The organism is Tistrella arctica (assembly GCF_039630945.1).
GTDB lineage: Bacteria > Pseudomonadota > Alphaproteobacteria > Tistrellales > Tistrellaceae > Tistrella > Tistrella bauzanensis.
In genome coordinates this window covers 345,291-366,516 of record NZ_JBBKTV010000003.1, presented here as the reverse complement: position 1 = coordinate 366,516, position 21,226 = coordinate 345,291, and the positions used below count along the sequence as shown (strand labels likewise).

At 67.5% G+C, this 21,226-nt stretch carries 17 protein-coding genes, 1 tRNA gene and 1 pseudogene; 13 read left to right on the top strand and 6 right to left on the bottom strand.

The genetic code is table 11. The features are described 5' to 3' along the window. Positions 1-95: 95 nt before the first annotated feature. The 7 genes and pseudogenes from WG924_RS08575 to WG924_RS08545 all read left to right on the top strand — a co-directional run. A pseudogene (locus WG924_RS08575) lies at positions 96-2,855 on the top strand ([protein-PII] uridylyltransferase); the annotation flags it as partial. Between the two features lie 177 nt (positions 2,856-3,032). Beyond that, entirely contained in the window at positions 3,033-4,589 is a 1,557-nt protein-coding gene (gene murJ, locus WG924_RS08570) for a murein biosynthesis integral membrane protein MurJ (RefSeq protein ID WP_345932598.1), read from the top strand. Between the two features lie 65 nt (positions 4,590-4,654). Then, a complete protein-coding gene (locus tag WG924_RS08565; protein WP_345932597.1) occupies positions 4,655-5,290 on the top strand; it encodes a LysE family translocator in 636 nt (211 codons plus the stop codon). Positions 5,291-5,500: 210 nt separating this feature from the next. Then, the gene (trpS, locus tag WG924_RS08560; RefSeq protein ID WP_345932596.1) at positions 5,501-6,493 is read left to right on the top strand and encodes a tryptophan--tRNA ligase; all 993 of its coding nucleotides are present in this window, start codon (positions 5,501-5,503) and stop codon (positions 6,491-6,493) included. A 182-nt stretch (positions 6,494-6,675) separates the two neighbouring features. Then, positions 6,676-7,587, top strand: coding sequence for a sulfite exporter TauE/SafE family protein (locus WG924_RS08555; RefSeq protein WP_345932595.1), 912 nt, complete (start codon positions 6,676-6,678; stop codon positions 7,585-7,587). Then, positions 7,584-8,369 carry a TIGR02186 family protein gene (locus WG924_RS08550; RefSeq protein WP_345932594.1) on the top strand — a complete coding sequence of 262 codons (786 nt, stop codon included), beginning with the start codon at positions 7,584-7,586 and terminating at the stop codon, positions 8,367-8,369. Before WG924_RS08555 ends, WG924_RS08550 begins: the two co-directional genes overlap by 4 nt. A gap of 17 nt (positions 8,370-8,386) precedes the next feature. Continuing rightward, positions 8,387-8,917 (top strand): universal stress protein, encoded by a 531-nt coding sequence (locus WG924_RS08545; protein WP_345932593.1) that lies wholly within the window; start codon positions 8,387-8,389, stop codon positions 8,915-8,917. Between the two features lie 46 nt (positions 8,918-8,963). Here the strand turns inward: WG924_RS08545 and WG924_RS08540 are convergent, their stop codons facing one another. Beyond that, positions 8,964-9,908: a LysR family transcriptional regulator gene (locus tag WG924_RS08540; protein WP_345932592.1), complete on the bottom strand. Its 945-nt coding sequence runs from the start codon at positions 9,906-9,908 to the stop codon at positions 8,964-8,966. 162 nt (positions 9,909-10,070) lie between these two features. Here WG924_RS08540 and WG924_RS08535 point away from each other — a divergent pair, with 162 nt between their 5' ends. Then, the gene (locus WG924_RS08535) at positions 10,071-10,511 is read left to right on the top strand and encodes a DoxX family protein (protein ID WP_345932591.1); all 441 of its coding nucleotides are present in this window, start codon (positions 10,071-10,073) and stop codon (positions 10,509-10,511) included. 48 nt (positions 10,512-10,559) lie between these two features. Next, positions 10,560-11,408 carry a DODA-type extradiol aromatic ring-opening family dioxygenase gene (locus WG924_RS08530; RefSeq protein WP_345932590.1) on the top strand — a complete coding sequence of 283 codons (849 nt, stop codon included), beginning with the start codon at positions 10,560-10,562 and terminating at the stop codon, positions 11,406-11,408. On the opposite strand, the gene WG924_RS08525 is transcribed toward WG924_RS08530, so the two are convergent. Then, complete coding sequence (locus WG924_RS08525; protein WP_345932589.1) at positions 11,379-12,317, bottom strand: hypothetical protein; 939 nt, start codon at positions 12,315-12,317, stop codon at positions 11,379-11,381. The genes WG924_RS08530 and WG924_RS08525 overlap by 30 nt on opposite strands. A 102-nt stretch (positions 12,318-12,419) precedes the next feature. Between WG924_RS08525 and WG924_RS08520 the strand changes: the two genes are divergently transcribed. Further along, on the top strand, positions 12,420-13,379 hold the full coding sequence (locus WG924_RS08520; protein ID WP_345932588.1) for a hypothetical protein: 960 nt from the start codon (positions 12,420-12,422) through the stop codon (positions 13,377-13,379). Between the two features lie 5 nt (positions 13,380-13,384). Here WG924_RS08520 and WG924_RS08515 read toward each other — a convergent pair whose 3' ends face one another. Next, positions 13,385-14,704, bottom strand: a complete 1,320-nt coding sequence (locus WG924_RS08515) for an Hsp70 family protein (RefSeq protein ID WP_345932587.1) — start codon at positions 14,702-14,704, stop codon at positions 13,385-13,387. A gap of 106 nt (positions 14,705-14,810) precedes the next feature. Here WG924_RS08515 and WG924_RS08510 point away from each other — a divergent pair, with 106 nt between their 5' ends. Both WG924_RS08510 and WG924_RS08505 read left to right on the top strand, forming a co-directional pair. Then, complete coding sequence (locus WG924_RS08510; RefSeq protein WP_345932586.1) at positions 14,811-15,434, top strand: Fic/DOC family N-terminal domain-containing protein; 624 nt, start codon at positions 14,811-14,813, stop codon at positions 15,432-15,434. Positions 15,435-15,553: 119 nt separating this feature from the next. Continuing rightward, positions 15,554-16,099, top strand: a complete 546-nt coding sequence (locus tag WG924_RS08505; RefSeq protein WP_345932585.1) for a Fic family protein — start codon at positions 15,554-15,556, stop codon at positions 16,097-16,099. 38 nt (positions 16,100-16,137) lie between these two features. On the opposite strand, the gene WG924_RS08500 is transcribed toward WG924_RS08505, so the two are convergent. The 3 genes from WG924_RS08500 to WG924_RS08490 form a co-directional block, all read right to left on the bottom strand. After that, a complete protein-coding gene (locus tag WG924_RS08500; protein ID WP_345932584.1) occupies positions 16,138-17,505 on the bottom strand; it encodes a ferredoxin reductase family protein in 1,368 nt (455 codons plus the stop codon). Positions 17,506-17,749: 244 nt separating this feature from the next. Continuing rightward, positions 17,750-17,839, bottom strand: a tRNA-Ser gene (locus WG924_RS08495). Positions 17,840-17,911: 72 nt separating this feature from the next. Continuing rightward, positions 17,912-18,916, bottom strand: coding sequence for a helix-turn-helix transcriptional regulator (locus WG924_RS08490; protein ID WP_345932583.1), 1,005 nt, complete (start codon positions 18,914-18,916; stop codon positions 17,912-17,914). A 140-nt stretch (positions 18,917-19,056) separates the two neighbouring features. Between WG924_RS08490 and WG924_RS08485 the strand changes: the two genes are divergently transcribed. Further along, complete coding sequence (locus tag WG924_RS08485; protein WP_345932582.1) at positions 19,057-21,225, top strand: TonB-dependent receptor; 2,169 nt, start codon at positions 19,057-19,059, stop codon at positions 21,223-21,225. The last annotated feature ends 1 nt before the right edge of the window (position 21,226 follow it).

The following is a 21,226-nucleotide window of genomic DNA, read 5'->3' as shown; positions in this document are numbered from 1 at the left end:
CGCATCATGCCCATGTTGTGGGGTAGGCTGGACCGGTTCCGGTGTTTCCCCCGACCGCCGGCCCGTGCACCCCAAAGCCCGAGGCCTCGTTCCTGATGACCGCGATCCGCAACAAGCGCCAGATCATTCACCGGCGTGCCCTGATGGCCGAGATCGAGCGGCAGGTGGAAGCGACCGGCCGGCCGGTGGATGGCCTGCGCCGCGAGATCCTGGCCTTGCTGAAGGACCATCTGGCCCGCGGCCGCGCCGAGATCCGGCGCCGGTTCGACGAGGGGGCCGACGGTGCCCATGTCGTGCGCGAGAACTGCTATCTGGTCGACCAGATCGTGCGCACCCTGTTCGAGCTGGCCTATATCCATGTCTATCCGGTGGCCAACCCGACATCGGCCGACCGGCTGTGTCTGGTGGCGATCGGCGGCTATGGTCGTGGCGAGCTGGCACCCCATTCCGACGTCGATCTGCTGTTCCTGATGCCCTATAAGCAGACCCCGCGCGGCGAGCAGGTGGCGGAATACATTCTGTATCTGCTGTGGGATCTGGGGCTGAAGGTGGGCCATGCGGTGCGGTCGGTGGATGACTGCATCGCCCGCGCCCGCGCCGACATGACCATCCGCACCAGCCTGCTGGAAAGCCGCCAGCTCTGCGGCGAGATGGTGCTCTACGAGGATCTGCGCCGGCGGTTCGCCGCCGATATCATGGTCGGCACCGCCAGCGAGTTCATCGACGCCAAGCTGGGCGAGCGGGACGAGCGTCACCGCCGCATGGGCGACAGCCGTTATGTGCTGGAGCCGAATGTGAAAGAGGGCAAGGGCGGCTTGCGTGACCTCCACACCCTGTTCTGGATCGCCAAATACACCTATCGGGTCCAGAACCTGTCGGACCTCGTGGAGCAGAAGGTGTTCACCGCCGGTGAATATCGCCGCTTCGCCAAGGCCCAGAACTTCCTGTGGACGGTGCGCTGCCATCTGCATTTCCTGGCCGGCCGTCCGGAAGACCGCCTGACCTTCGATGTCCAGACCGAGATCGGCCGGCTGATGGGCTATGCCGACCGGCCGGGGGCGCGCGGCGTCGAGCGGTTCATGAAGCACTACTATCTGGTCGCCAAGGATGTGGGCGACCTGACCCGCATCCTGTGCGCGGCGCTGGAAAGCGCCAATCAGCGCCAGCCCAAGATCCGCCTGCCCAGCATCCTGATGCGCCGTGAAATCGACGGCTTCCGGATCGAGGGTGGCCGGCTGACCCTGGCCAACCGCCATGAACTGGCCGAGCAGCCGATCCGCATGCTGCGGCTGTTCCGGGTGGCGCAGAGCCGCGAGATGGACGTGCATCCGCAGATCCTGCGCTGGATCACCCAGAACCTGAAATATATCGACGACGACATTCGCGCCGATCCGGCGGCCAATCAGGTGTTCCTCGATATCCTGACCTCGCCCAAGGATCCGGAAGCGACCCTGCGCCATATGAACGAGGCCGGCGTGTTCGGCCGCTTCGTCCCCGATTTCGGCCGGGTGGTCGCCCAGACCCAGCATGACATGTATCATGTCTATACGGTCGACGAGCACACCATCCGGGCGATCGGCATCCTGTCGGGCATCGAGAAGGGCGCCTTCGGCGAGGATCTGCCGCTGGCCACCCGCATCGTCCACGACGTGCTGTCGCGGCGGGTGCTGTATATGGCGGTGCTGCTGCACGACATCGCCAAGGGCCGGGGCGGCGACCATTCGGTGCTGGGTGAAGAGGTGGCGCGCAAGCTGTGCCCGCGCGTCGGGTTGACCCCTGAGGAAACCGAAACCGTGGCCTGGCTGGTGCGCTGGCACCTGCTGATGAGTGCCGTGGCCTTCAAGCGCGACATCGAAGACCCCAAGACCGTGCTCGATTTCGCCGATCAGGTGCAGTCGATCGAGCGTCTGCGGCTGCTGACCGTGCTGACCGTGGCCGATATCCGTGCGGTCGGGCCCAATGTCTGGAACGGCTGGAAGGGGACGCTGATCCGCGAGTTGTATTATCGCGCGGCCGAACGGCTGTCGGGCGGCCATGTCGAGGGGCTGAACCGCGCCGGCCGGATCACCGCCGTGCAGGACAAGCTGCGCGATCGGCTGGCCGATTGGGCCGAGCCCGCCTTCCGGGCATATGTCGAGCGGATGCCCGGCTCCTATTGGCTGGCCCATGATGCCGAGGTGCTGGAACGCCATGCCCGGCTGGTGGCGCGGGCCGACCGCCAGGGGCCGGCGCCGCTGGTGATCGATGTCGCCCCCGATCACTTCCGGTCGGTGGCGGCGATCACGGTCTATGCCCCCGACCATCACGGCCTGTTCGCCGGCGTCGCCGGCGCCATGGCCTTGGCCGGCGGCAACATCGTCGACGCCCGCATCGTCACCACCACCGACGGTATGGCTCTGGACACCTTCTGGGTGCAGGACGCCGAGCGGACGGCCTATGACGACGAGGTGCGGGTGGCGCGGATGCGCGATCTGGTCGGCCGCACCCTGTCGGGCGAGTTGCGCCCGGCCAAGGCGCTGGCCGAGCGCCGCGACGGGCCGAAGCGCACCGATGTGTTCCAGGTGACGCCACGGGTGCTGATCGACAACCGTGCCAGCAACACCCAGACGGTGATCGAGGTCACCGCCCGGGACCGGTCGGGTCTGCTGTTCGCCATCACCCGGGTGCTGTCGGATCTGGCGCTGACCATTTCGTCGGCCCATGTCGCGACCTATGGCGAGCGGGCGGTCGACACCTTCTATGTCAAGGATGTCTTCGGGCTGAAGATCACCCATCAGGGCAAGCTCACGCGGATCCGCGAGGATCTTCTGGCCGCGCTGGACGCGGCCGGACCGGTGATCGAAAGCGACGGCAGCCTGCGAAGCTCGCTGATCAATGGTGCGCGCGACGATGAGGAGGGTGCGCGCGACGACAAGGAGGGGGCGGGCAGCGATGAGGGTGGCGCGCACGGCGAAGCCGCTGAATGAGCCATCGACCGGCGCGCCGCGGATGATGCTTTCCGCGCGGCCCGGTTTCGGATACACCCGCCATCCATGAGCCTGATCCGCGCCGCGGCCACTGTGGGTGGCCTGACCATGATGTCGCGCGTGCTGGGATTTGCACGCGACGTTCTCGTTGCCGGCCTGCTGGGGGCGGGCGCGTCGGCGGACGCGTTCTTCGTGGCCCAGAAGATCCCCAACCTGTTGCGGCGGATGTTCGCCGAAGGCGCGTTCAGCGCCGCCTTCGTGCCGATCTATAACCGCATCCGGGTGGAGCAGGGGGCGGCGGCCGCCCATCATTTCGCCGAGCAGGCGCTGGCGGTGCTGGTGACCTCGCTGGTGCTGATTCTGGTGCTGGCGGAAGCGGCGATGCCGGCGGTGGTGACGGTCTTCGCGCCCGGCTTCGCCGACGATCCCGCAACCTTCGGGCTGGCGGTGGATCTGGCCCGGATCGTGTTTCCCTATGTGGTGTTCATTTCGGCCGTGGCGCTGGTCGGCGGGGTGCTGAACTCGCTGGGGCGGTTCAGCGCCTTCGCCGCCGCCCCGGTGCTGTTCAATCTGTGCCTGATCGGCGGCTGCATCGTGTCGTTGCAGGGCTGGAGCGATGCCGGTGCCGCCGTGGTCCAGGCCTGGGCGCTGCTGCTGTCGGGCATGGTGCAGCTTGGCGCCATGCTGGTGGCGGCCCATCGCGCCGGTGCGGTTCTGCGCTTCCGCCTGCCACGGATAACCCCGCAGGTCAGCCGGCTGCTGAAGGTGGCGGCACCGGCGGCGCTGGGCGCCGGGGTCTATCAGGTGAACGTGCTGGTCGACACCATGATCGCCTCGCTGCTGGCCGAGGGCACGGTGTCGGCGCTGTATTATGCCGACCGGCTGGTCCAACTGCCGCTGGGTGTGGTCGGCATCGCGGTCGGCACGGCACTGCTGCCGCTGCTGTCGCGGCGGATCAGGGAAGGCGCGCTGGATGATGCCCGCAGCCACATGAACCGGGCGATCGAGATCACGTTGCTGGTCAGCCTGCCGGCGCTGGTCGGGCTGGCGACGCTGGGCCTGCCGATCGTGGCGACCCTGTTCGAACGCGGCGCCTTCACCAATACCGCCACCATCCGCACGGTCGAGGTGATGACCCTGCTGTCGCTGGGCCTGCCGGCCTTCGTGCTGGCCAAGGTGCTCAGCCCCGGCTTTTATGCCCGCGAGGACACCGCCACCCCCACGCGTTATGCGGTGGTGGCGCTGGTCGCCAATGTGGTGCTGAACCTGGCCTTCATGCAGCCGCTGGCCCATATGGGCATCGCGCTGGCGACCGCGCTGTCGGCCTGGATCAACGTCTTCCTGCTGGCCCGGCGGCTGAACCGCGACCGGCTGCTGGTGGCCGATGCCCGCATGCGCCGCACTCTGCCACGGCTGATCCTGGCCAATCTGCTGTTCGCCGGCGCCATTCTGGGTGCGCTCCATGCCCTGCCGGCCTTCGCCGACATGCCCCATGCCGCGCGCGCCTTCTGGCTTGCCTTGCTGATTGCGGCGACACTTCCGGTGTATATTGGTCTGGCGCTGTTGACGGGCGCCGCGCGTCTGGCCGATTTCCGGGCCCTGCTGCGCCGGCGTCGCGGCTGACGCCGACCCGAAGCCCCGAAACCCCGAAGCCCCGAAGTCACCATTCGCAATGGCGGTGCCGTCTCATGAGCCTGGACATCTGGCTGATCTATGCCGCGGCCGCCATCGGCCTGTCGCTGACCCCGGGGCCGAACGGCCTGCTGGCCCTGAACCACGGCGTGCGCTTCGGCCTGCGCCGGACGGCTGCCACCGCCGCCGGGGGCGTGTGCGGTTTCATGGTGCTGGTCGCCGCCTCTCTGGCCGGGCTGGGCGCGCTGCTGGCGGCGTCGGAACAGGCCTTCACCATCGCCAAATGGGTCGGCGCCGGCTATCTGGTCTGGCTGGGCATCCGCACCTGGCGGGCACCGGCTCCGGCGGCGACGATCACGGCCGCCATCCAGGACGCGGGCGCCGCCCGCGCCGCCGGATCGGCCCGGCTGTTCGGCCAGGGCTTTCTGGTCGCGGTGTCGAACCCCAAGGCGCTGATCTTCTTTGCCGCCTTCCTGCCGCAATTCATGGTGCCGGGGGTGTCGCTGGTGACCCATTTCCTGGTGCTGGGCGGCACCTTCGCGGTGGTGGAATTCCTGTATGAACTGGTGCTGGCCGGCACCGCCCAGCGCATCGCCCCCTGGCTTGGCCGCAATGGCCGCTGGTTCAACCGGGTGACCGGGGCGGCCTTCGTGGGCATCGGCGGCGTGCTTGCCACCACCAGCCGCGGCTGAGTGGCGGGGGATCTGTGATTTCGGGTGAAAAATCATCCGGGTCACGACGCTTGACCAGCCGGCGGCCCGCGCGCGATATAGGCGCGCTTCCCGATGAATGCCGCGCGCGATATAGGCGCGTTTCCCCATGAACGGCCCATGGCGGATCGATCACCCGTGCCGGTACTCCACCCCCGGACGGCGACCGCACAGGCCAAAGGCGAGGACCAGATGGCGAGGATCTTTTCCGGCGCACAGCCGACCGGCAACCTGCATCTCGGCAATTATCTGGGCGCGATCCGCAACTGGGTCGGGCTTCAGGACAGTTATCAGTCGGTCTTCTGCATCGTCGACCTGCATGCGATCACCGTCTGGCAGGATCCGGTGGCGCTGACCCGCCAGACCCGCGAACTGACCGCCGCCTATATCGCCGCCGGCATCGATCCTGAGCGCTGCGTGATCTTCAACCAGTCGGCGGTGACGGCCCATGCGGAACTGGCCTGGCTGCTGAACTGCCTGACCCCGATCGGCTGGCTGAACCGGATGACCCAGTTCAAGGAAAAGGCCGGCAAGGACCGCGAGAAGGCGAGCCTGGGCCTTTATGCCTATCCGGTGCTGATGGCCGCCGACATCCTGGCCTACAAGGCCACCCACGTGCCGGTGGGCGAGGACCAGAAGCAGCATCTGGAACTGACCCGCGACATCGCCCAGCGCTTCAACCAGCTCTATGGCCGCGACGTGCTGCCGCTGCCCGAACCGATGATCCTGGGGGCAGCCACCCGGGTGATGTCGCTGCGCGATGGCACCAAGAAGATGAGCAAGTCCGATCCGTCGGATTATTCGCGCATCAACCTGACCGACGACCGCGACACCATCGCCCAGAAGCTGCGCAAGGCCCGCACCGACAGCGAGCCCGGCGTGACCTATGAGCCCGAGCGCCGGCCCGAGGTCGCCAATCTGATCCGGATCTATGCGGCACTCGACGGCCGGACCACCGATGCGGTGGTGGCGGAATATGCCGATGCCCCCTTCACCGATGTGAAGGCGAAGCTGACCGATCTCGCGGTCGAAAAGCTGGGACCGATCGCCGAACGGATGAAGCAGCTGATGGCTGAACCGGCCGAGATCGACCGCATCCTGGCGCGGGGCGCCGAGCGGGCGCGCGCGATCGCCGATCCGGTGCTCGACGAGGTCCGTCAGACCATGGGGCTGCTCAGGCCCTGACCACCCCGGCGTCCTGACCACCCCGGCGTCCTGACCATCCCGGCGCCCTGACCATCCTGGCGTCCTGATCGTGCCGAACCGCTGTCTTGCCGCCGGCTGCGGGTTGAAACCGTCACCGGCCCGGATCACAATGGTCCGGGCCGGCGGCATATGATGCCGGCCTCTTCCGCTGACGGACCCCGATGCAGATCTATCTTCCCATCGCCGAGCTGTCGATCGATGCGATCGCGATCCTGTTGATGGGGCTGGGCGTGGGATTCCTCTCGGGGCTCGTCGGCGTTGGCGGCGGATTTCTGATGACGCCGCTGCTGATGTTCGTGGGCGTACCGCCGCCGGTGGCGGTGGCGACCGGCGCCAATCAGGTGGTTGCGGCCTCGGTCTCGGGGCTGCTGGCGCATTGGCGGCGCGGGACGGTGGATGTCCGGATGGGCGGGGTGCTGCTCGCCGGCGGCCTGGTCGGGTCGGGCATCGGTATTTTCATCTTTCAGTGGCTGCAAGCGATCGGTCAGATCGATCTGGTCATCGGCGTGTCCTATGTGCTGTTTCTGGGCACGATCGGCGTGCTGATGGGGATCGAGTCGGTCCGCAGCCTGCTGATGCGCAATCAGCCGGCCAAGAAGCGGCACCAGCACAACTGGATGCACGGGCTGCCATTCAAGCTCCGCTTCCGCAAGTCGAAGCTGTATATCTCGGCGCTTCTGCCGCTGTCCTTGGGCTTCGGGGTCGGTATTCTCACCGCCATTCTCGGCGTGGGCGGCGGCTTCGTGATGATCCCGGCGATGATCTATATCCTGGGCATGCCGACGCTGGTGGTGGTGGGAACCTCGCTGTTCCAGATCATGTTCGTCACCATGAACGTCACCATTATGCATGCGGTGACGACCGAAGCCGTGGATCTGGTGCTGGCGGCGATATTGGTGGTGGGCAGTGTGATCGGCGCGCAGGTCGGTTCGCGCCTGACCACGCGCCTGCGCGGCGAACATCTGCGCGGGCTGCTGGCGGCGGTGGTGGTGCTGACCGCGATCAAGATCGGCGCGGATCTGGTGATCCGGCCCGACGAGCTGTTCTCGGCCGTGGTGGTGGGCCCCGGATGATGCCGGCATCGGACCGCTTCGCCCGCCTGCCCGCGATCCTGGCCTTCGTGCTGGCACTGGCGGCCGCTCTGGCCGTGGCCCTGATCGGCCCCTTGCGCGCCCGCGCCCAGCCGCTGGTGGCCGATCTGTCCAGCCATCTGATCTCGATCACCTCCAGCTTCACCGGCACCGAATTGCTGCTGTTCGGCGCCACCGACGGGCCGGGCGAGGTGATCGTGGTGATCCGCGGGCCTGCCGAGACGGTCGACATCCGCCGCAAGGACCGTATCCTTGGGATGTGGATCAACGCCCAGAGCGTGCGGTTCGCGCAGGTGCCGGCCTTCTATTGGGTGGGGGCCAGCGCGCCGCTGGACCAGTTCACCAACGACCAGATGCTGAGCCGGCATCGCATCGGCCTGAACCGGCTGGATTTCCCTGGCGGTGGCGACATCACACCCGAGGAGCGCATCACCTTTCGCGACGCGCTGATCCGCAACCGCCAGCAGGCCGGCGTGTTCGTACCCTCGATCCAGCCGATCTCGCGCCTGGGCGACCGGCTGTTCCGGGTGACGGTGTCGTTCCCGTCGAATGTGCCGACCGGCGCCTATCGGGCCGAGATCTTCCTGGTCCATGATGGCCGGGTGGTTTCAGCCCAGACCACCCCCCTGTTCGTGCGCAAGGACGGGCTTGGCGACAACATTGCGCGGCTGGCCCATGAACAGCCCTTTGGCTATGGCGTCGCGGCCGTGTTGATCGCGCTCGGCGCCGGCTGGGCCGCCGGCTTCGCCTTCCGCCGCTTCTGAAGGAGGCCCCTGATCCGATGTCTGACGATCCGTCGAATGGCGGCCCCGATGCCGGGCCACCACCATCTGCCGCGCCGCCCCGGCGCGCGCCGGTCAAGTTTCTGGTCTGTGTGGATGGCAGCGCCCACAGCCGCGTGGCGGTGCGCTATGCCTGCCGCCGCGCCCGCGCCCGTGGTGGCCGCGTCACCCTGCTGACCGTGATCGAGCCGGCCGACAACCAGCACTGGATGTCGGTGGGCAATCTGATGGCGCAGGAACTGCGCGATCAGGCCGAACAGGTGCTGCAGGAAATCGCTGCCGAAGTGAACGCCTTTGCCGGGCTGCTCCCCGAATTGCTGGTGCGGGTGGGCCCGATCGGCGATGAAATCATGCGTCAGATGCGCGAGGACGCCGATATCGGCATGGTCGTGCTGGCCGCCCGCCCGCCGGCGGAAGGTCCGGGCAAGCTGGTGCGCTGGCTGGCCAGCCAGTTGGCCGGCGATCTGCACGTGCCGCTGACCATCGTGCCCGGCAACCTGTCGGAAGACGACCTGTTGCGCCTGACCTGAGCCGGACCTGAGCCGGGGGAACCCGGCCGGCGGCTGATTGCGGCCGTCAGATCGTCCGCGCCAGACGGGTGATTTCGGCCCGCAGCCAGCGATGCGCGGGCAGACCCTCGTCGCGGCGATGGAACATCAGCCCCAGCCGCGCCGGCTGGGGCGCCAGTTCCAGCGGCGGCCGGTGGATGGTGAAGCCGCCGCGATGGGCGATGGCCCGCGCGGTGGGGCCAACCACCGTCAGCAGGGCGCCGGCACAGGCGGCCATTTCCGCAGCCCCCAGCAGGGTCGACGCCACGGCCAGCAGGCGGCGCTTGCGGCCATGTTCGGCCAGCGCCAGATCCATCACCCCCTCGGCGCTGCCGGTGGCCGAAACCAGCACGTGATCGGCTTCGGCATAGCCGTCGAGCGTGATGACCGGCAGGGCGTCGCCGTCATCGGCCAGGGTCTCGATCGTCAGTCCGGCCGGCACCAGGGTCAGCAGCGGGTCGCGCCGCAGATAGATCCGGGTGATCCGTGGCGGCGGTTCGGGCAGCATGCCCAGCGCCAGCCAGATCGTGCCGTCATCGAGGGCGGTTGCGGCATCGCGCCGGTCGATATGGTGGAAGCGCGGCGCCAGACCGGGTGCTGCGCGCGCCAGATGGCGCACGATCGCCGGCCCCAGCACCAGTTCGGCGATCTCGGTCACCCCGATGCCGACCTCGGCGGTGACCGTGCGGGGATCGAAGGGTGCGGCCGGGGTCAGCGCCGCGCGCATCTGGCCAAGGGCCGACGAGATGGCCGGCCAGACCTCGATCGCCCGCGCGGTTGGCTCCACCCCGCGCGGGGTGCGCAGGAACAACTCGTCATCGAACAACAGGCGCAGCCGGCGCAGCGCGTTCGACGCCCCGGCCTGGGTGATGCCCAGCCGTTCGGCCGCCCGGCCCACCTGGCGTTCGGTCATCACCGCCGCGAACACCTTCAGCAGATTAAGGTCCATCCGGTCGGGATCGCCGGCATCCATGGGCCTGCCTCCGCTGTGGCTGATGCCACGATATTCCCACCGGCAATATCAATCGTTCAAGAGGGTGATTTGAGTTATGGGGCAGCCGATGGCAGCTTCAGGTCACACCCCGGGCGCCGGGGGCTGTTCCCGCCGCGCCAGATCGATCCCTGGAGGTTCGTCATGTCTCTGCTCACCGGTTCCAATGCGGCCCTGGCCGCGCTGATCCTGCGCCTCACCCTTGGCATCGCCGCCCTGGCCCACGGGCTGATGAAGGTCTTCGTCTTCACCCTGCCGGGCACGGTGCAGTACTTCGAAAGCATCGGCTATCCCGGCATCTTTGCCTATCTGACCGTGCTGGCCGAAGTGGGCGGCGGTCTGCTGCTGATCGCCGGTATCGGCACCCGGCTGGTGGCGCTGGGCCAGATCCCGGTGCTGATCGGCGCCGCCCTGGTCCATGCCGGCAATGGCTGGGTGTTCTCCAGCCCGAATGGCGGCTGGGAATTCCCGGTGATCTGGATCGCCGCCCTGGTGGTTCAGGCGCTGCTGGGTGACGGCGCGGCCGCCATCGGCCCGCGGCTGTATGGCCGGCTGTTCGCGCGCGGTGCTGTGGTCCGCGCCTGACCATCCGCCTTGTCCGTTCACACAAACATCCAGCCGGAGCCCCCGCCCATGATCCCGTCCGCCCCCTCCGCCCCGTCCGCCCCCTCCGCCCGGTCCGTCAGCCGCCAGCCGGTTCTGTTCGTGTCGCACGGGGCGCCGGACATGGTGCTGCGATCCGGCGCGACCCGCGATTTCCTGTCGGGGCTGGCCGGCCTGCTGCCGGCCCCGCCACGGGCGGTGCTGGTGATCTCGGCGCATTGGCGGGCGTCGGTGGCAACTGTCGCCACTGCCACGGCACCGGCCACGATTCACGACTTCTATGGCTTTCCCGAGGCGCTGTACCGGCTGCGCTATAAGGCGCCGGGGGCCCCCGCCCTGGCGGCCCGTGCCCGCGATCTGCTGCTGGGCGCCGGCCTTGCGGTGGCCGAGGATGCCGGGCGCGGTCTCGACCATGGTGCCTGGACGCCGCTGATGCTGGCCTGGCCCGCGGCCGATCTGCCGGTGGCGGCGCTGTCGCTGGTGCCGGGCGATGCTGCGGCGCATCTGACCATCGGCCGGGCGCTGGCGCCCTTGTCCGATGATGGCGTGCTGATCCTGGCCAGCGGCAGCCTGACCCATGACCTGCGCGGTTTCTTCGCCCAGCGGGGGGCCGGGGGCGCGGAAGCCGGTTATGTCACGGCCTTTGCCGGCTGGGTGGATGGCGTGCTGGCGGATGGCGACGAGGGGGCGGGCAGCGATCTGACCGCCCTGGCCGACTGGTGGCGTCTGGCCCCGCATGCCGCCTGCAACCACCCGACCGACGAACATCTGATGCCGCTGATGGTGGCCGCCGGCGCCGGCGCGGGGCGCGTGCCCCGGCGGCTGCACAGCGCCGTCGAGGGCCGGGTGCTACGCCTCGACGCCTGGGGCTGGTTCTAAGGCTGGTTCCGAAACCGGCCGCAGCGTCGCCGGCAGCGTGGCGCGGTAATCGAACAGCGACAGATCGTGCCCGTCCAGACGGCGGATCTGGGTGGGGGCGGCCGGCAGGTCGTAGCGGGCGCGCAGGGTGAGGTCGCGGCCGGCGAAGGTCAGCCGGCCGGTCGCCGCGATCCGCCGGTCCCGATCGCCGAAGGTGGAGCTGCCGATCACCACCTCGTCGGCACCGATCGACAGGCCGCGGGTGATCAGGCTGTCGACCTGGACGATGATGCCCTGGCGATCGATCAGAAAGCCGCCCATCGAACCGTTGGCGATCAGCCGACCATCTTCCAGCACCACCAGATCATGGCACATCACCCCCGGCAGGCCGAACCGCTCCACCGGCTGGAACCCGCTGTCGAGGCGCAGAACCTCCGACGGCCGGCCGGGCCTGGTGCCGGCATGGCTGAGCATGACCAGAAGGTCGCGGCCATCGCCGCCGATGCCGTTCATATGGACATAGGCCGGATCGCCGGTATCGGCCATGGCGATGCCGGCCGGGTGATGGACCGCGCGGGTGCTGAAATCGGGCGGGAACACGATCAGCGCCTGACGATAGGTATCCACCACCACCAGACAGCCGCGCACGAAATCGATCTGATGGCAGCCATTGTCCAGCCCGTCGGCCACCACCTCGACCGGCCCGCAGGCGGCGCTGACCGGGTCGATCGCCAGCCGCAGGATGCGGCCGCGACAGGTGGGGGCGTGCAGATCGCTGTCTTGCGCCTCGAACAGCCAGACCATACCGTCGCGGATGGTGGCACCGAAGAAGATGCCGTCCATCACGCGCTGGTACCCATCCTGACGGGCGACATACATCCCCTCGCGGGATGCCACGAGATGGGTGAAGGGGGTGGTGCTGCCGGTCATGCCGCCTCGTCATCTGCCGGATAGGTGCCGCCTGCGCGTCGACAGCCATGGTCGCACATGTTAAGCCTTCAGGCGACCGGTGCCGGCAATGCGTGAGGACAGATGTATCGATACCGCCATGGCACGATGGTCATTGGCTCGGCCCTGCCCCTTCCAGATCTGATCAGTGACGCGGCCGCCATCGGCGAGGGCGACTGTGACGTCCTCATCCGCTCCGGCGCGGTGCCTGAGATCCTGCCCGATGCGGTGGCTGCCCGCGAGCTGTGGCAGGTGGGGGGAGACGGCGCCAGCGGCCCGCGCGTGCTGATCACCATCCCCGGGATCGCGCGTTTCCTGGTCACCGGCGGCCGCGAGGTGCTGGTCGAGGCCGGGCCGGCGGTGGCGGAGCGGCCAGAGCGCCTGCTGACCTGGCTCTATGGCACGGTGTTCTCAGGTCTGCTGCTGCAACGCGGCACCCTGCCATTGCATGTGGCGTCGATCCGCACCCCCCACGGCCTGCTTGCCATCACCGGCCAGTCGGGTGCCGGAAAATCCACTCTGGCCGGCGCGCTTCTGTCGCGGGGCCACCGGCTGCTGGCCGATGACCTGCTGCAACTGGTCGATGGCGCGCGCCCTGACCGGCTTGGCAGCGGCGGCCCGCTGACCGGCCATGCCGGCGTGCCCCGGCTGCGGCTGTCGGTGCCGGCGATCACCGCCTTCGGCCTGGACGATGCCCCCTGGCAGCCGGTGGAGGGCCGCGACAAGAGCGAAACCGCCCTGCCGCTGCCCGGCCGCGGCGCACCCGACCGGGTGCCGGGCCAACTGGCGGCACTGGTGGTGCTGGTGCCAGGGGCGCCGGACAGCCCCGCGCGGCTCGACCGTCTGACCGGTATCGAGGCGATCCGCGCGGTGCAACTGGCGCTTTATCGCCCCGGCCTGACCCATGCCATGATCGGCACCGCCGCCACCCGCACGATCTGCTTCCTGATCGCCGCCCGCCTGCCGATCTGGCGCCTGACCCGGCCGATGGGCCTGGATCGCATCGATCAGGGTATCACCGCGCTGGCGCCGCTATTGGGCTGAGGTCGCTACAGCGCCGCCACCCAGTCCTCGATGCGCGGTTCCTGGCCGATCAGGGCCAGGCCGTGGGCGATGGAGGTAAGCTCGCCGCCGGTGGCGATGCGCTCGGGGCCGAAGCGGCTGGCGAAGATGCGGCGGATCGCCGGGATCAGCGATGAACCGCCGGTCAGGAACACCCGGTCGATCTGGTCGGGCGTGGTGCCGGCGCGGGCGAGGGCCGTGTCGACGGTGTCCTCGATCCGGGCGATGTCGGGGGCGATCCAGGTCTCGAAATCGGCGCGGGCGACATCGGCATCGATGGTGAGGCCCGGGGCCTTGAAGTGGAAATGGGCGGCGGGATCGGTCGATAGCTGCCGCTTCAACCGGCCGACCGCGTCATAGAGCGGATAGCCAAGCTCGCCCTCGATCACCGCGATCATCCGGCCGACCGCGTCGGGGTCGAGTGCGGCCGCCTTCAGGCGGTGCAGGGCATCCATGGTGCGGGCATTGCGCATCAGCGCCAGCCGCGACCAGTCGCCGAAATCGGAAAAGAAGCTCAGCGGAATATCGAGCACCTTGTCGAACGACCGGTAGCGGCCGCCCTTACCCAGCATCGGCAGCACCAGATTGTCGAGGATACGATAGTCGAACCGGTCGCCGGCGATGCCGACACCGGCCGAGCCCAGGGGAGTGCAGCGCCGCGCGGCGCCCGGCTCCGCCACCCGCACGATCGAGAAATCGCTGGTGCCGCCGCCGAAATCGGCCACCAGTATGGTCGCGGGCTCGGTCAGCCGTGATGCATAGCTGAAGGCGGCGCCCAGCGGTTCGTAGACATAATGGATCTCGGTGCCGACGGTCTGGAACATCCGGTCATAGCGTGCGCGCGCCAGCGCCGGATCGGGCCGGAAGCCGGCGAATTCCACCGGCACCCCCACCACGATCCGCGCGGGCGTGCCACCATCCGCATCGCCGCCGAGGCCACCGTCGGCATGGGCGGCCATCCGCGCCAGGAACATGGCGCCCAGATCCTCGAAGCGATAGCGCTTGTCGAAGACGGTGGCATGTTCGAACAGATGGCTGGCGGCCACCGTCTTGAACGACTGGATGAAGCGGCTGTCCTGCGGGAAATCGAGATATTCGGCGATCGCCCAGGGCCCGGCCTCATGCGCCAGCCCGCCCTTGACCTCGTCGTCATGCCAGAAGCACAGCGCCGAGCGGAAGACGGCGCCCGTGGCCTTGTCGCCGCGGAAATCGACCAGCGCCGACGTCCCCGGCGCGCCGGCCCGTGCCACCACGCTGTTGGTGGTGCCGAAATCGAGCCCCAGAACGTCGCCCGCGCGCTGTTGCATGCTCCGTCTCCCGCGAATACCGGCCATCCCCCGGCGATATGCCGCTGTCAACCATGTGATTTCATTGAAATCAAAGGGTTAATCAGAATTGAGGGACGCCGAGACTATGCGCGTGACGACGATTGTGCAAGCCGCGCGTTGTGACAGCCTTGCCATCGAATGCGGGGGCCGCGCGGGGGTTGTCTCTCACACAGTACCAACAAATGGCGTTGTATCTCAGATTTCCGGAAAAATGATACACAACATGGATGACCCACGATCCCCCGCCGGTTACGACCTGAGCGATGCTGTCGACTATCACTATGACCGATTCCCGCCGACGATCAGGGATTATGGGGTGTTGAATAAGCCGATCGCCCAGGCGTCGGCGGCTTTGGCCCGGTATGATCAGATGTTGAAGGGCATGCGCAGCAGCGAGATTCTTCTCGCCCCGATGCGCAGCCAGGAAGCCGTGATCTCATCGCGCATGGAAGGCACCATCAGCACACTTGACGAAGTCTTGCGGTTGGAGGCCGAGCAGGAAGACGAGGGGGATGGTGATGTTACCCATGCGAAGGCCCGTAGTGAGGCCATTGAGGTCTGGCTCTACAGTCGGGCCATGAAGCAGGCGCAGGCGCAGATGAAGGATGGGGTGCCGCTGTCGAACTGGCTGATCCGCTCATCACACCAAATCTTGCTCAACTTTGGCCGGGGAGCCCATCTCTCGCCAGGTGTATTTAAGATCGAGTAGAATTATCTGGCGGACCAAGACAGACGAAAGATCATATTCGTTCCTATCCGGCCGGAATTTTTGGATAAGGGACTTGAGCGATTTTTGCTTTCGTTAATGAAGATGCTTGCGACATCCATATGAGGACCGCGATCGCCTATCTTGAATTCGAAGAATTACATACATTCAAAGATGGGAATGGGCGAAACGGCCGTATGATCATTCCGCTCATACTCTGGAAGGCCGATTTTATATCGGAGCCGCATTTTTATATCAGTGAGTTCTTCAAGAAAAACAAGGATGAATATATCGATCGAATGCGGGATGTCTCAGCCTCCGATGCATGGGAGGCTTGGATTTTGTCCTTTCTGTCGGCCCTGGAGACCCAGGCGAGGCAGAATCTTGAGAAGGCGGAACAGATCCGTGCGCTATATGAAGACATGAAGGGGCGGTTTCAGGATGCATTGGCGTCCAAGTGGACGATCACCGCGCTTGATTTCATCTTCACCCGCCCGGCTTTTTTGAACAGCACTTTCACCCGCCGGTCTGGAATCCCAGCGCAGACGGCGCATAAATTCACCAGGAGCCTTTTGGACGCAGGGTTGCTGAAAACCATCGAACCCGCGGCCGGCCGCAGGTCTGCGCTCTATGCATTCGAGCCGCTGCTGGCTCTGGTTCGAGGCTGATGCCCCCGGCCGGCCGACCTTTGGAAAGCCGCGCCCGCTTATCTCATCTCGAACAGTTCCTGATGGAACCGCCGGGCCACGGGGAAGCCCTGGGCCTTGAAATCCCGTCGCAGCGCCTCGCCAAACGCCGCAGGGCCGCAGAACCAGATCTCCGCCGCGCGCCAGTTGGGCACCGCCGCCCGGATGCGCTCTCCGGTCAGCCGGCCGTCGCGGCTGTCGATCGAGACATGCAGCCGGATGCCTGCGGCCTCGGCATCGGCGGTCAGCTTGCCGATGGCCTCGGCGTCATGGTCGGCGGTCGAGTGGAACAGGTCGATCACCGGCCGGGCTCCCTCCGGCGCCGCCGCACGTTGCAGCGCGATCGCCTTCATCCCGGCGATGAACGGCGTGATGCCGATACCGCCGCCGATCCAGATCTGCCGGGGATGACCGCCCGCAAGGTCGAAGCAGCCATAGGGCCCCTCGATCGTCACCGACTGCCCGACCCGCAGCTTATCGCGCAAGCGGCTGGTGTGGTCGCCCAGTTCCTTGGCGATGAAGCGGATGTGCCGGCCCTGATCAGGTCGCTCCTGATCGTTCCAGGCCGAGGCGATGGTATAGGGGTGCGCGCCCTCGGCCGGGTCAGAGGTGGCGAAGGCGAACTGGCCGGGCCGGTGGCCGGGCCAGCCCTGTGGCACCGCGATCTCGATGTCGAGCGACGTCACGCCGGGATAATATTGAAGCGCTGCAATCCGGCCCTGAACCCGACGTCCGGCGCCGACGCGCCCCAGCAGCACGATCACCGCCGCATGGCCGCCGCCGGCGAGGAGACCCGCCATCACCAGCCCCACGGACGATATCCAGTCGTCGAAGGTCATCAGCACGACCGCGTGGAACACCAGCAGCAGATAGACGACGGCGAGCAGGCGATGGGTCTTGTAGAACAGCCGGTAGGGGACGGCCTTGATCAGCGCCAGCGCGATCAGCAGCACCGCGGCATAGAAGGCCCATTCGCCGACACCTTCAGCGGTGCCGCGCAAGGACATGAACACCTGTTCGACCGGGTTTTCCAGCGGCGGTCTCTCGCCGCGTGCCGGCCGCCCGATCAGGCCCCAGCCGACCGCCCATTTCGGGCCCTTGCTCCACAGCCAGTGGATGATCGCCGCGACCAGCGCGGCGATGCCCAGCCATTTGTGCAGCCGATACATCTTGTCCAGCCCGCCCAGCCGGCCTTCGGGCCAGCGCGGCCGCAAGGCCAGAAGCATCGCCAGGCTCATCGCAGCCATCGCCATCACGCCGGTATACTGAACCAGGCTGGCGCGGCGCGCGAAGAACCCCGCCGGCTGAAAGATCTGCGGCTGCGCCAGCAACCACAGCATCGTCAGCGTGATCAATGCCCCCCAGAGTGCGTATCTGATAGCCCGCATCGTGCAGCCGATCTTTGTGCAGCATGGTCTTGTGCCACACACTATGGCCCGGACCGGCCGGGGGCATTGACCCTGGTCAAGATCGGGGGCTGCCATCCGCCGCCGCAGTCGCCCGCCCGCCGCAGTCATCCGCCCGCCGCACACGAAAACGGCCCGATACCGTAAGGCATCGGGCCGTTCGAAGTCGTGCTCGTCGCCTGTTACACCGGCTGTGGCAAGCACATTGGGTGAGGTCTCAGGCGAATGGCGGAGAGGGTGGGATTCGAACCCACGGTACGCTTGCACGCACAACGGTTTTCGAGACCGTCCCGATCGACCACTCTGGCACCTCTCCGCTCGGGACGGCGCGGACATTAGCCGAGATGTCATGATGGCGCAAGCACCGTCTGCATCCGGGCCGTGGCCGTCAGCCACGACGCTTGAGGGCCGAGGGATTCACGCCGTACTGCTTGCGGAAGGCGACAGCGAAATGGCTGGTGTTGGTATATCCAAGATCGACCGCGATCCGGGTGACGCTCTCGCCGCCATCGAGCAGGCGGCGATGGGCATCTGCCATGCGTTCCTGCTGGAACAGGCCATAGACGCTGGTGCCGAAAAGCTGGCGGAAGCCCCGTTCCAGCCGGGTCACGCTCATCCCGGTCGCGCGGGCGAGCGCCGGCAGCCCCGGTGGCTCCGACAGATCGGCCAGCAGCAGATCCCGGGCCCGGCGCAGGCGCAGCCGGTCGCCTGGTGACGCGGGCAGGGCGGCCGGAACCGCGCGGCGGGCATCCAGAAACAGCCCGACCAGCGCCAGCCCCTGGGCGCGGAACCATAGCGGATGGCGGGTTGCCGATGGCAGGGCCGGTGTCCCGGTACCGAGTGCCGCATCGCCGGCGGCCCGCAAGGCCCGGCCCAGGCCATGGGCGGTGTCGGCGAGATCGCGGCCACGGTGACCATCCAGGAAACAGCGTTCGGCCGTGAGCGCCCGGTCGAGTGCCGGATCGAGCATGCCGTCCCAGCCGCGCAGAATGTCGGGGCGGACCATCACGGTGACATTCTCAAGCGTGCCCCGTTGATGATAGCTGCCGTGATGGCCACGGCCGAAGCTGATGCAGCCGGCATCGGCACGGATGTCGTGGTCCCTCCGCCCATGGCCGTCGTGGAAGCAGCAGCGCGCGGCGCCGTCGAGCCGGCCGGTGAAGCTGAAATGCACCCGGTTGCTGTCGTCGCGCAGTGCGAAACAGGTCTCGCGGTCGAAATGACCGAACCAGTGTACCGCCTCCACCCCGTCTTCCAGCACCAGCCGGGTGACCTGCCAGTCGGCCGGCCCGGGCGCCGGGCCGCTGCCGGCAATCAGCCGCGACACCGGGATTTCGCCGGGTGGGGCGCCGGACGGGGCGGTCGTGGCGGGGAGCGGGTGTCTGGTGGCCATGGGCGTTCGATTCGGGTGGAAATGGACCGGATCCGGGCGGAAATGCGATTGCAACGCATTATCATCACGAAACACAACGTGGTGCAATCGACACCGCCGCATGCATGCGGCCGCAAGCCGCCAATGCCGGGACGTATTCCATGATGACTGATCTGCCGCCGCGTCCGCCCCGGGGGGCGGGGCCGGCTTCCACCGCCATGCCTCTTGCGGTTCTTGCCGCCGTCGCCGCCCTCGCGGTCGCGACTGTCCCGTCGGCCGGCCGCGCCGACGAGGCCGCCGCGAAAGATGCCGCCGCCGCGACGACCGAACTGGCGCCGATGACCGTGACCGCACGCCGGGCCGAGGAGGGCGCCAGGGACGTGCCTTTCGGCCTGACGGTGATCTCGGGTGACGACATCGAGACGCGCCGCCTGAACACGATCGAGGATGTGTTGCGGGCGACACCGGGCGTGTCGGTCAATTCCTCGGGTGGGCCCAATCTTTACAACCTGTCGATCCGTGGCGTCGGCGCGCTCTATCAGATGAGCATGGACGATGCCTCGGTGGTGCTGAACATCGACGGCACCGCACTGACCCCGCATTATTCCGGGCTGGGCACGCTGGATGTCGAACGGGTCGAGGTGCTGAAAGGCCCGCAGGGCACGCTGTTCGGCGGCAATGGCGAGGCCGGCGCGATCAACATCACCACCCGCCGCCCGACCCGGCACCTTGAAGGCTATCTGCGCGGCGAATACGGCCAGGAGAACCAGCGCCTGATCGAAGGCGCCGTCGGCGGGGCGCTGGCCGAGAACCTGAGCGGCCGCGTTGCCCTGCGCCATTCCGGATCGGATCTGTGGGCGGACAATCTGCAGACCGGCGACCCGTTGAGCGAGCCCACCGATCTGGCCTTTCGCGGCAGCCTGCTGTGGGAGGATTTCGACGGCACCAGCGTGCTTGCCACCGCCGAGCGCCAGCGGGTCGAGAATTTGACCAATCTTCTGGTGCTGATGCCCTATCGCGATCCGCCGGTCAATGATCTGACCCCGGGGCTGTTCGACGACAACGAGAAGACCATGGAGCGCTATGCGCTGGAGATTGCCCATGATTTCCAGGGCGCCCGGCTCACCGCCACCACCTCGGTCGCCCGCGCCGATTTCACCGGGCTGGTCGCCTATGACCGGCTGATTCAGGCGGCAATGGGCCGGGGTGGCGAATACTGGATCGTCGACACCTCCGAGGAAACCGTGTTGTCGCAGGATATCCGGCTGTCGTCGCTGCCGGATGCCGACATTTTCTGGGTGGCCGGCGTCAATCTGCACCATGCCGACCGGTCCTATGACACGCCGCGCAACACCTATGGCACCGGCAGTGCCACCGAACGCGATTTCACCACCCGCCGCTATGCCGTCTATGGCGAGGCGACGGTGCCGGTGGCGCCGCGCCTGAAGCTGACCGCCGGGCTGCGTCAGGCGTGGGAGGAGAAGACCTATGACGCCACCTATCATGGCGGCGGCACCGCGGTGAGCGATGCGCGCGACCTCAGCGACGCCTATACCACCGGGCGGCTTGGCCTGTCTTACGCGGTGACGCCCGAGACCACGATCTATGCCCTGGCCTCGCGCGGCTACAATCCCGGCGGCTTCAGCGATTATTCCACCCAGCCCGCCGACAGCGTGCCCTACAAGCCGGCGGTCAACCGCAGCATCGAGGCGGGGGTGAAGACCGAGACCGCCGACCGCCGGTTCCAGGCCTCGGCCGCCCTGTTCTTCAACGACGTGAAGAACAACCATCTGCTGAGCTATGACCCCGCCACCTATGTGACCAACGCGGTCAATGCCGACACCCGCAGCCAGGGGGCCGAGATCGAGGCAAGCTGGCGGATCGGCGGGGAGTTGACCCTGTCGGGCGGGCTCACCCTCATCGACACCGAGATCCGCACCAATCTGATCGGCCCTGGGGCGGGCGATGTCCGGGCCGGCAACCGGGTGCCCGACGTGCCGCGCTGGGCGGGCCGGTTCTCGGTCGCCTGGATCCACGATCTGCCGGTCCGGTTCGGCAACCTGCCGCAGCCGGCGCTGAATGTTCGTGCCGATTATACCCATGTCGGCGCGCGCACCGCCGATCCACAGAACAGTTTCGACCTTGCCGCCTATGACGAGATCGATCTGCATCTGGGTGTGATGAGCGGCGGGGCCGAGGTCTATCTGTGGGGTGACAACCTGCTCGACGAGACCCGCGACCTCTATGGCTATTTCTCGGCGCCCGCCACCGCCTATGGCGCGCCGGCCCGAGGCCGCACGGTCGGCGTCGGCATGGCGTGGCAGTTCTGAG

Bases quoted from the DNA above. Each gene is read 5' to 3' on its own strand.
- WG924_RS08485 (WP_345932582.1), top strand. From the start codon at position 19,057: ATGATGACTGATCTGCCGCCGCGTCCGCCCCGGGGGGCGGGGCCGGCT.
- WG924_RS08540 (WP_345932592.1), bottom strand. From the start codon at position 9,908: ATGGATGCCGGCGATCCCGACCGGATGGACCTTAATCTGCTGAAGGTG.
- WG924_RS08520 (WP_345932588.1), top strand. From the start codon at position 12,420: ATGTATCGATACCGCCATGGCACGATGGTCATTGGCTCGGCCCTGCCC.
- WG924_RS08515 (WP_345932587.1), bottom strand. From the start codon at position 14,704: ATGCAACAGCGCGCGGGCGACGTTCTGGGGCTCGATTTCGGCACCACC.
- WG924_RS08555 (WP_345932595.1), top strand. From the start codon at position 6,676: ATGCAGATCTATCTTCCCATCGCCGAGCTGTCGATCGATGCGATCGCG.
- WG924_RS08550 (WP_345932594.1), top strand. From the start codon at position 7,584: ATGATGCCGGCATCGGACCGCTTCGCCCGCCTGCCCGCGATCCTGGCC.
- WG924_RS08535 (WP_345932591.1), top strand. From the start codon at position 10,071: ATGTCTCTGCTCACCGGTTCCAATGCGGCCCTGGCCGCGCTGATCCTG.
- murJ (WP_345932598.1), top strand. From the start codon at position 3,033: ATGAGCCTGATCCGCGCCGCGGCCACTGTGGGTGGCCTGACCATGATG.
- WG924_RS08490 (WP_345932583.1), bottom strand. From the start codon at position 18,916: ATGGCCACCAGACACCCGCTCCCCGCCACGACCGCCCCGTCCGGCGCC.
- WG924_RS08525 (WP_345932589.1), bottom strand. From the start codon at position 12,317: ATGACCGGCAGCACCACCCCCTTCACCCATCTCGTGGCATCCCGCGAG.
- WG924_RS08510 (WP_345932586.1), top strand. From the start codon at position 14,811: ATGCGCGTGACGACGATTGTGCAAGCCGCGCGTTGTGACAGCCTTGCC.
- WG924_RS08505 (WP_345932585.1), top strand. From the start codon at position 15,554: ATGAGGACCGCGATCGCCTATCTTGAATTCGAAGAATTACATACATTC.
- trpS (WP_345932596.1), top strand. From the start codon at position 5,501: ATGGCGAGGATCTTTTCCGGCGCACAGCCGACCGGCAACCTGCATCTC.
- WG924_RS08500 (WP_345932584.1), bottom strand. From the start codon at position 17,505: ATGCGGGCTATCAGATACGCACTCTGGGGGGCATTGATCACGCTGACG.
- WG924_RS08565 (WP_345932597.1), top strand. From the start codon at position 4,655: ATGAGCCTGGACATCTGGCTGATCTATGCCGCGGCCGCCATCGGCCTG.
- WG924_RS08545 (WP_345932593.1), top strand. From the start codon at position 8,387: ATGTCTGACGATCCGTCGAATGGCGGCCCCGATGCCGGGCCACCACCA.
- WG924_RS08530 (WP_345932590.1), top strand. From the start codon at position 10,560: ATGATCCCGTCCGCCCCCTCCGCCCCGTCCGCCCCCTCCGCCCGGTCC.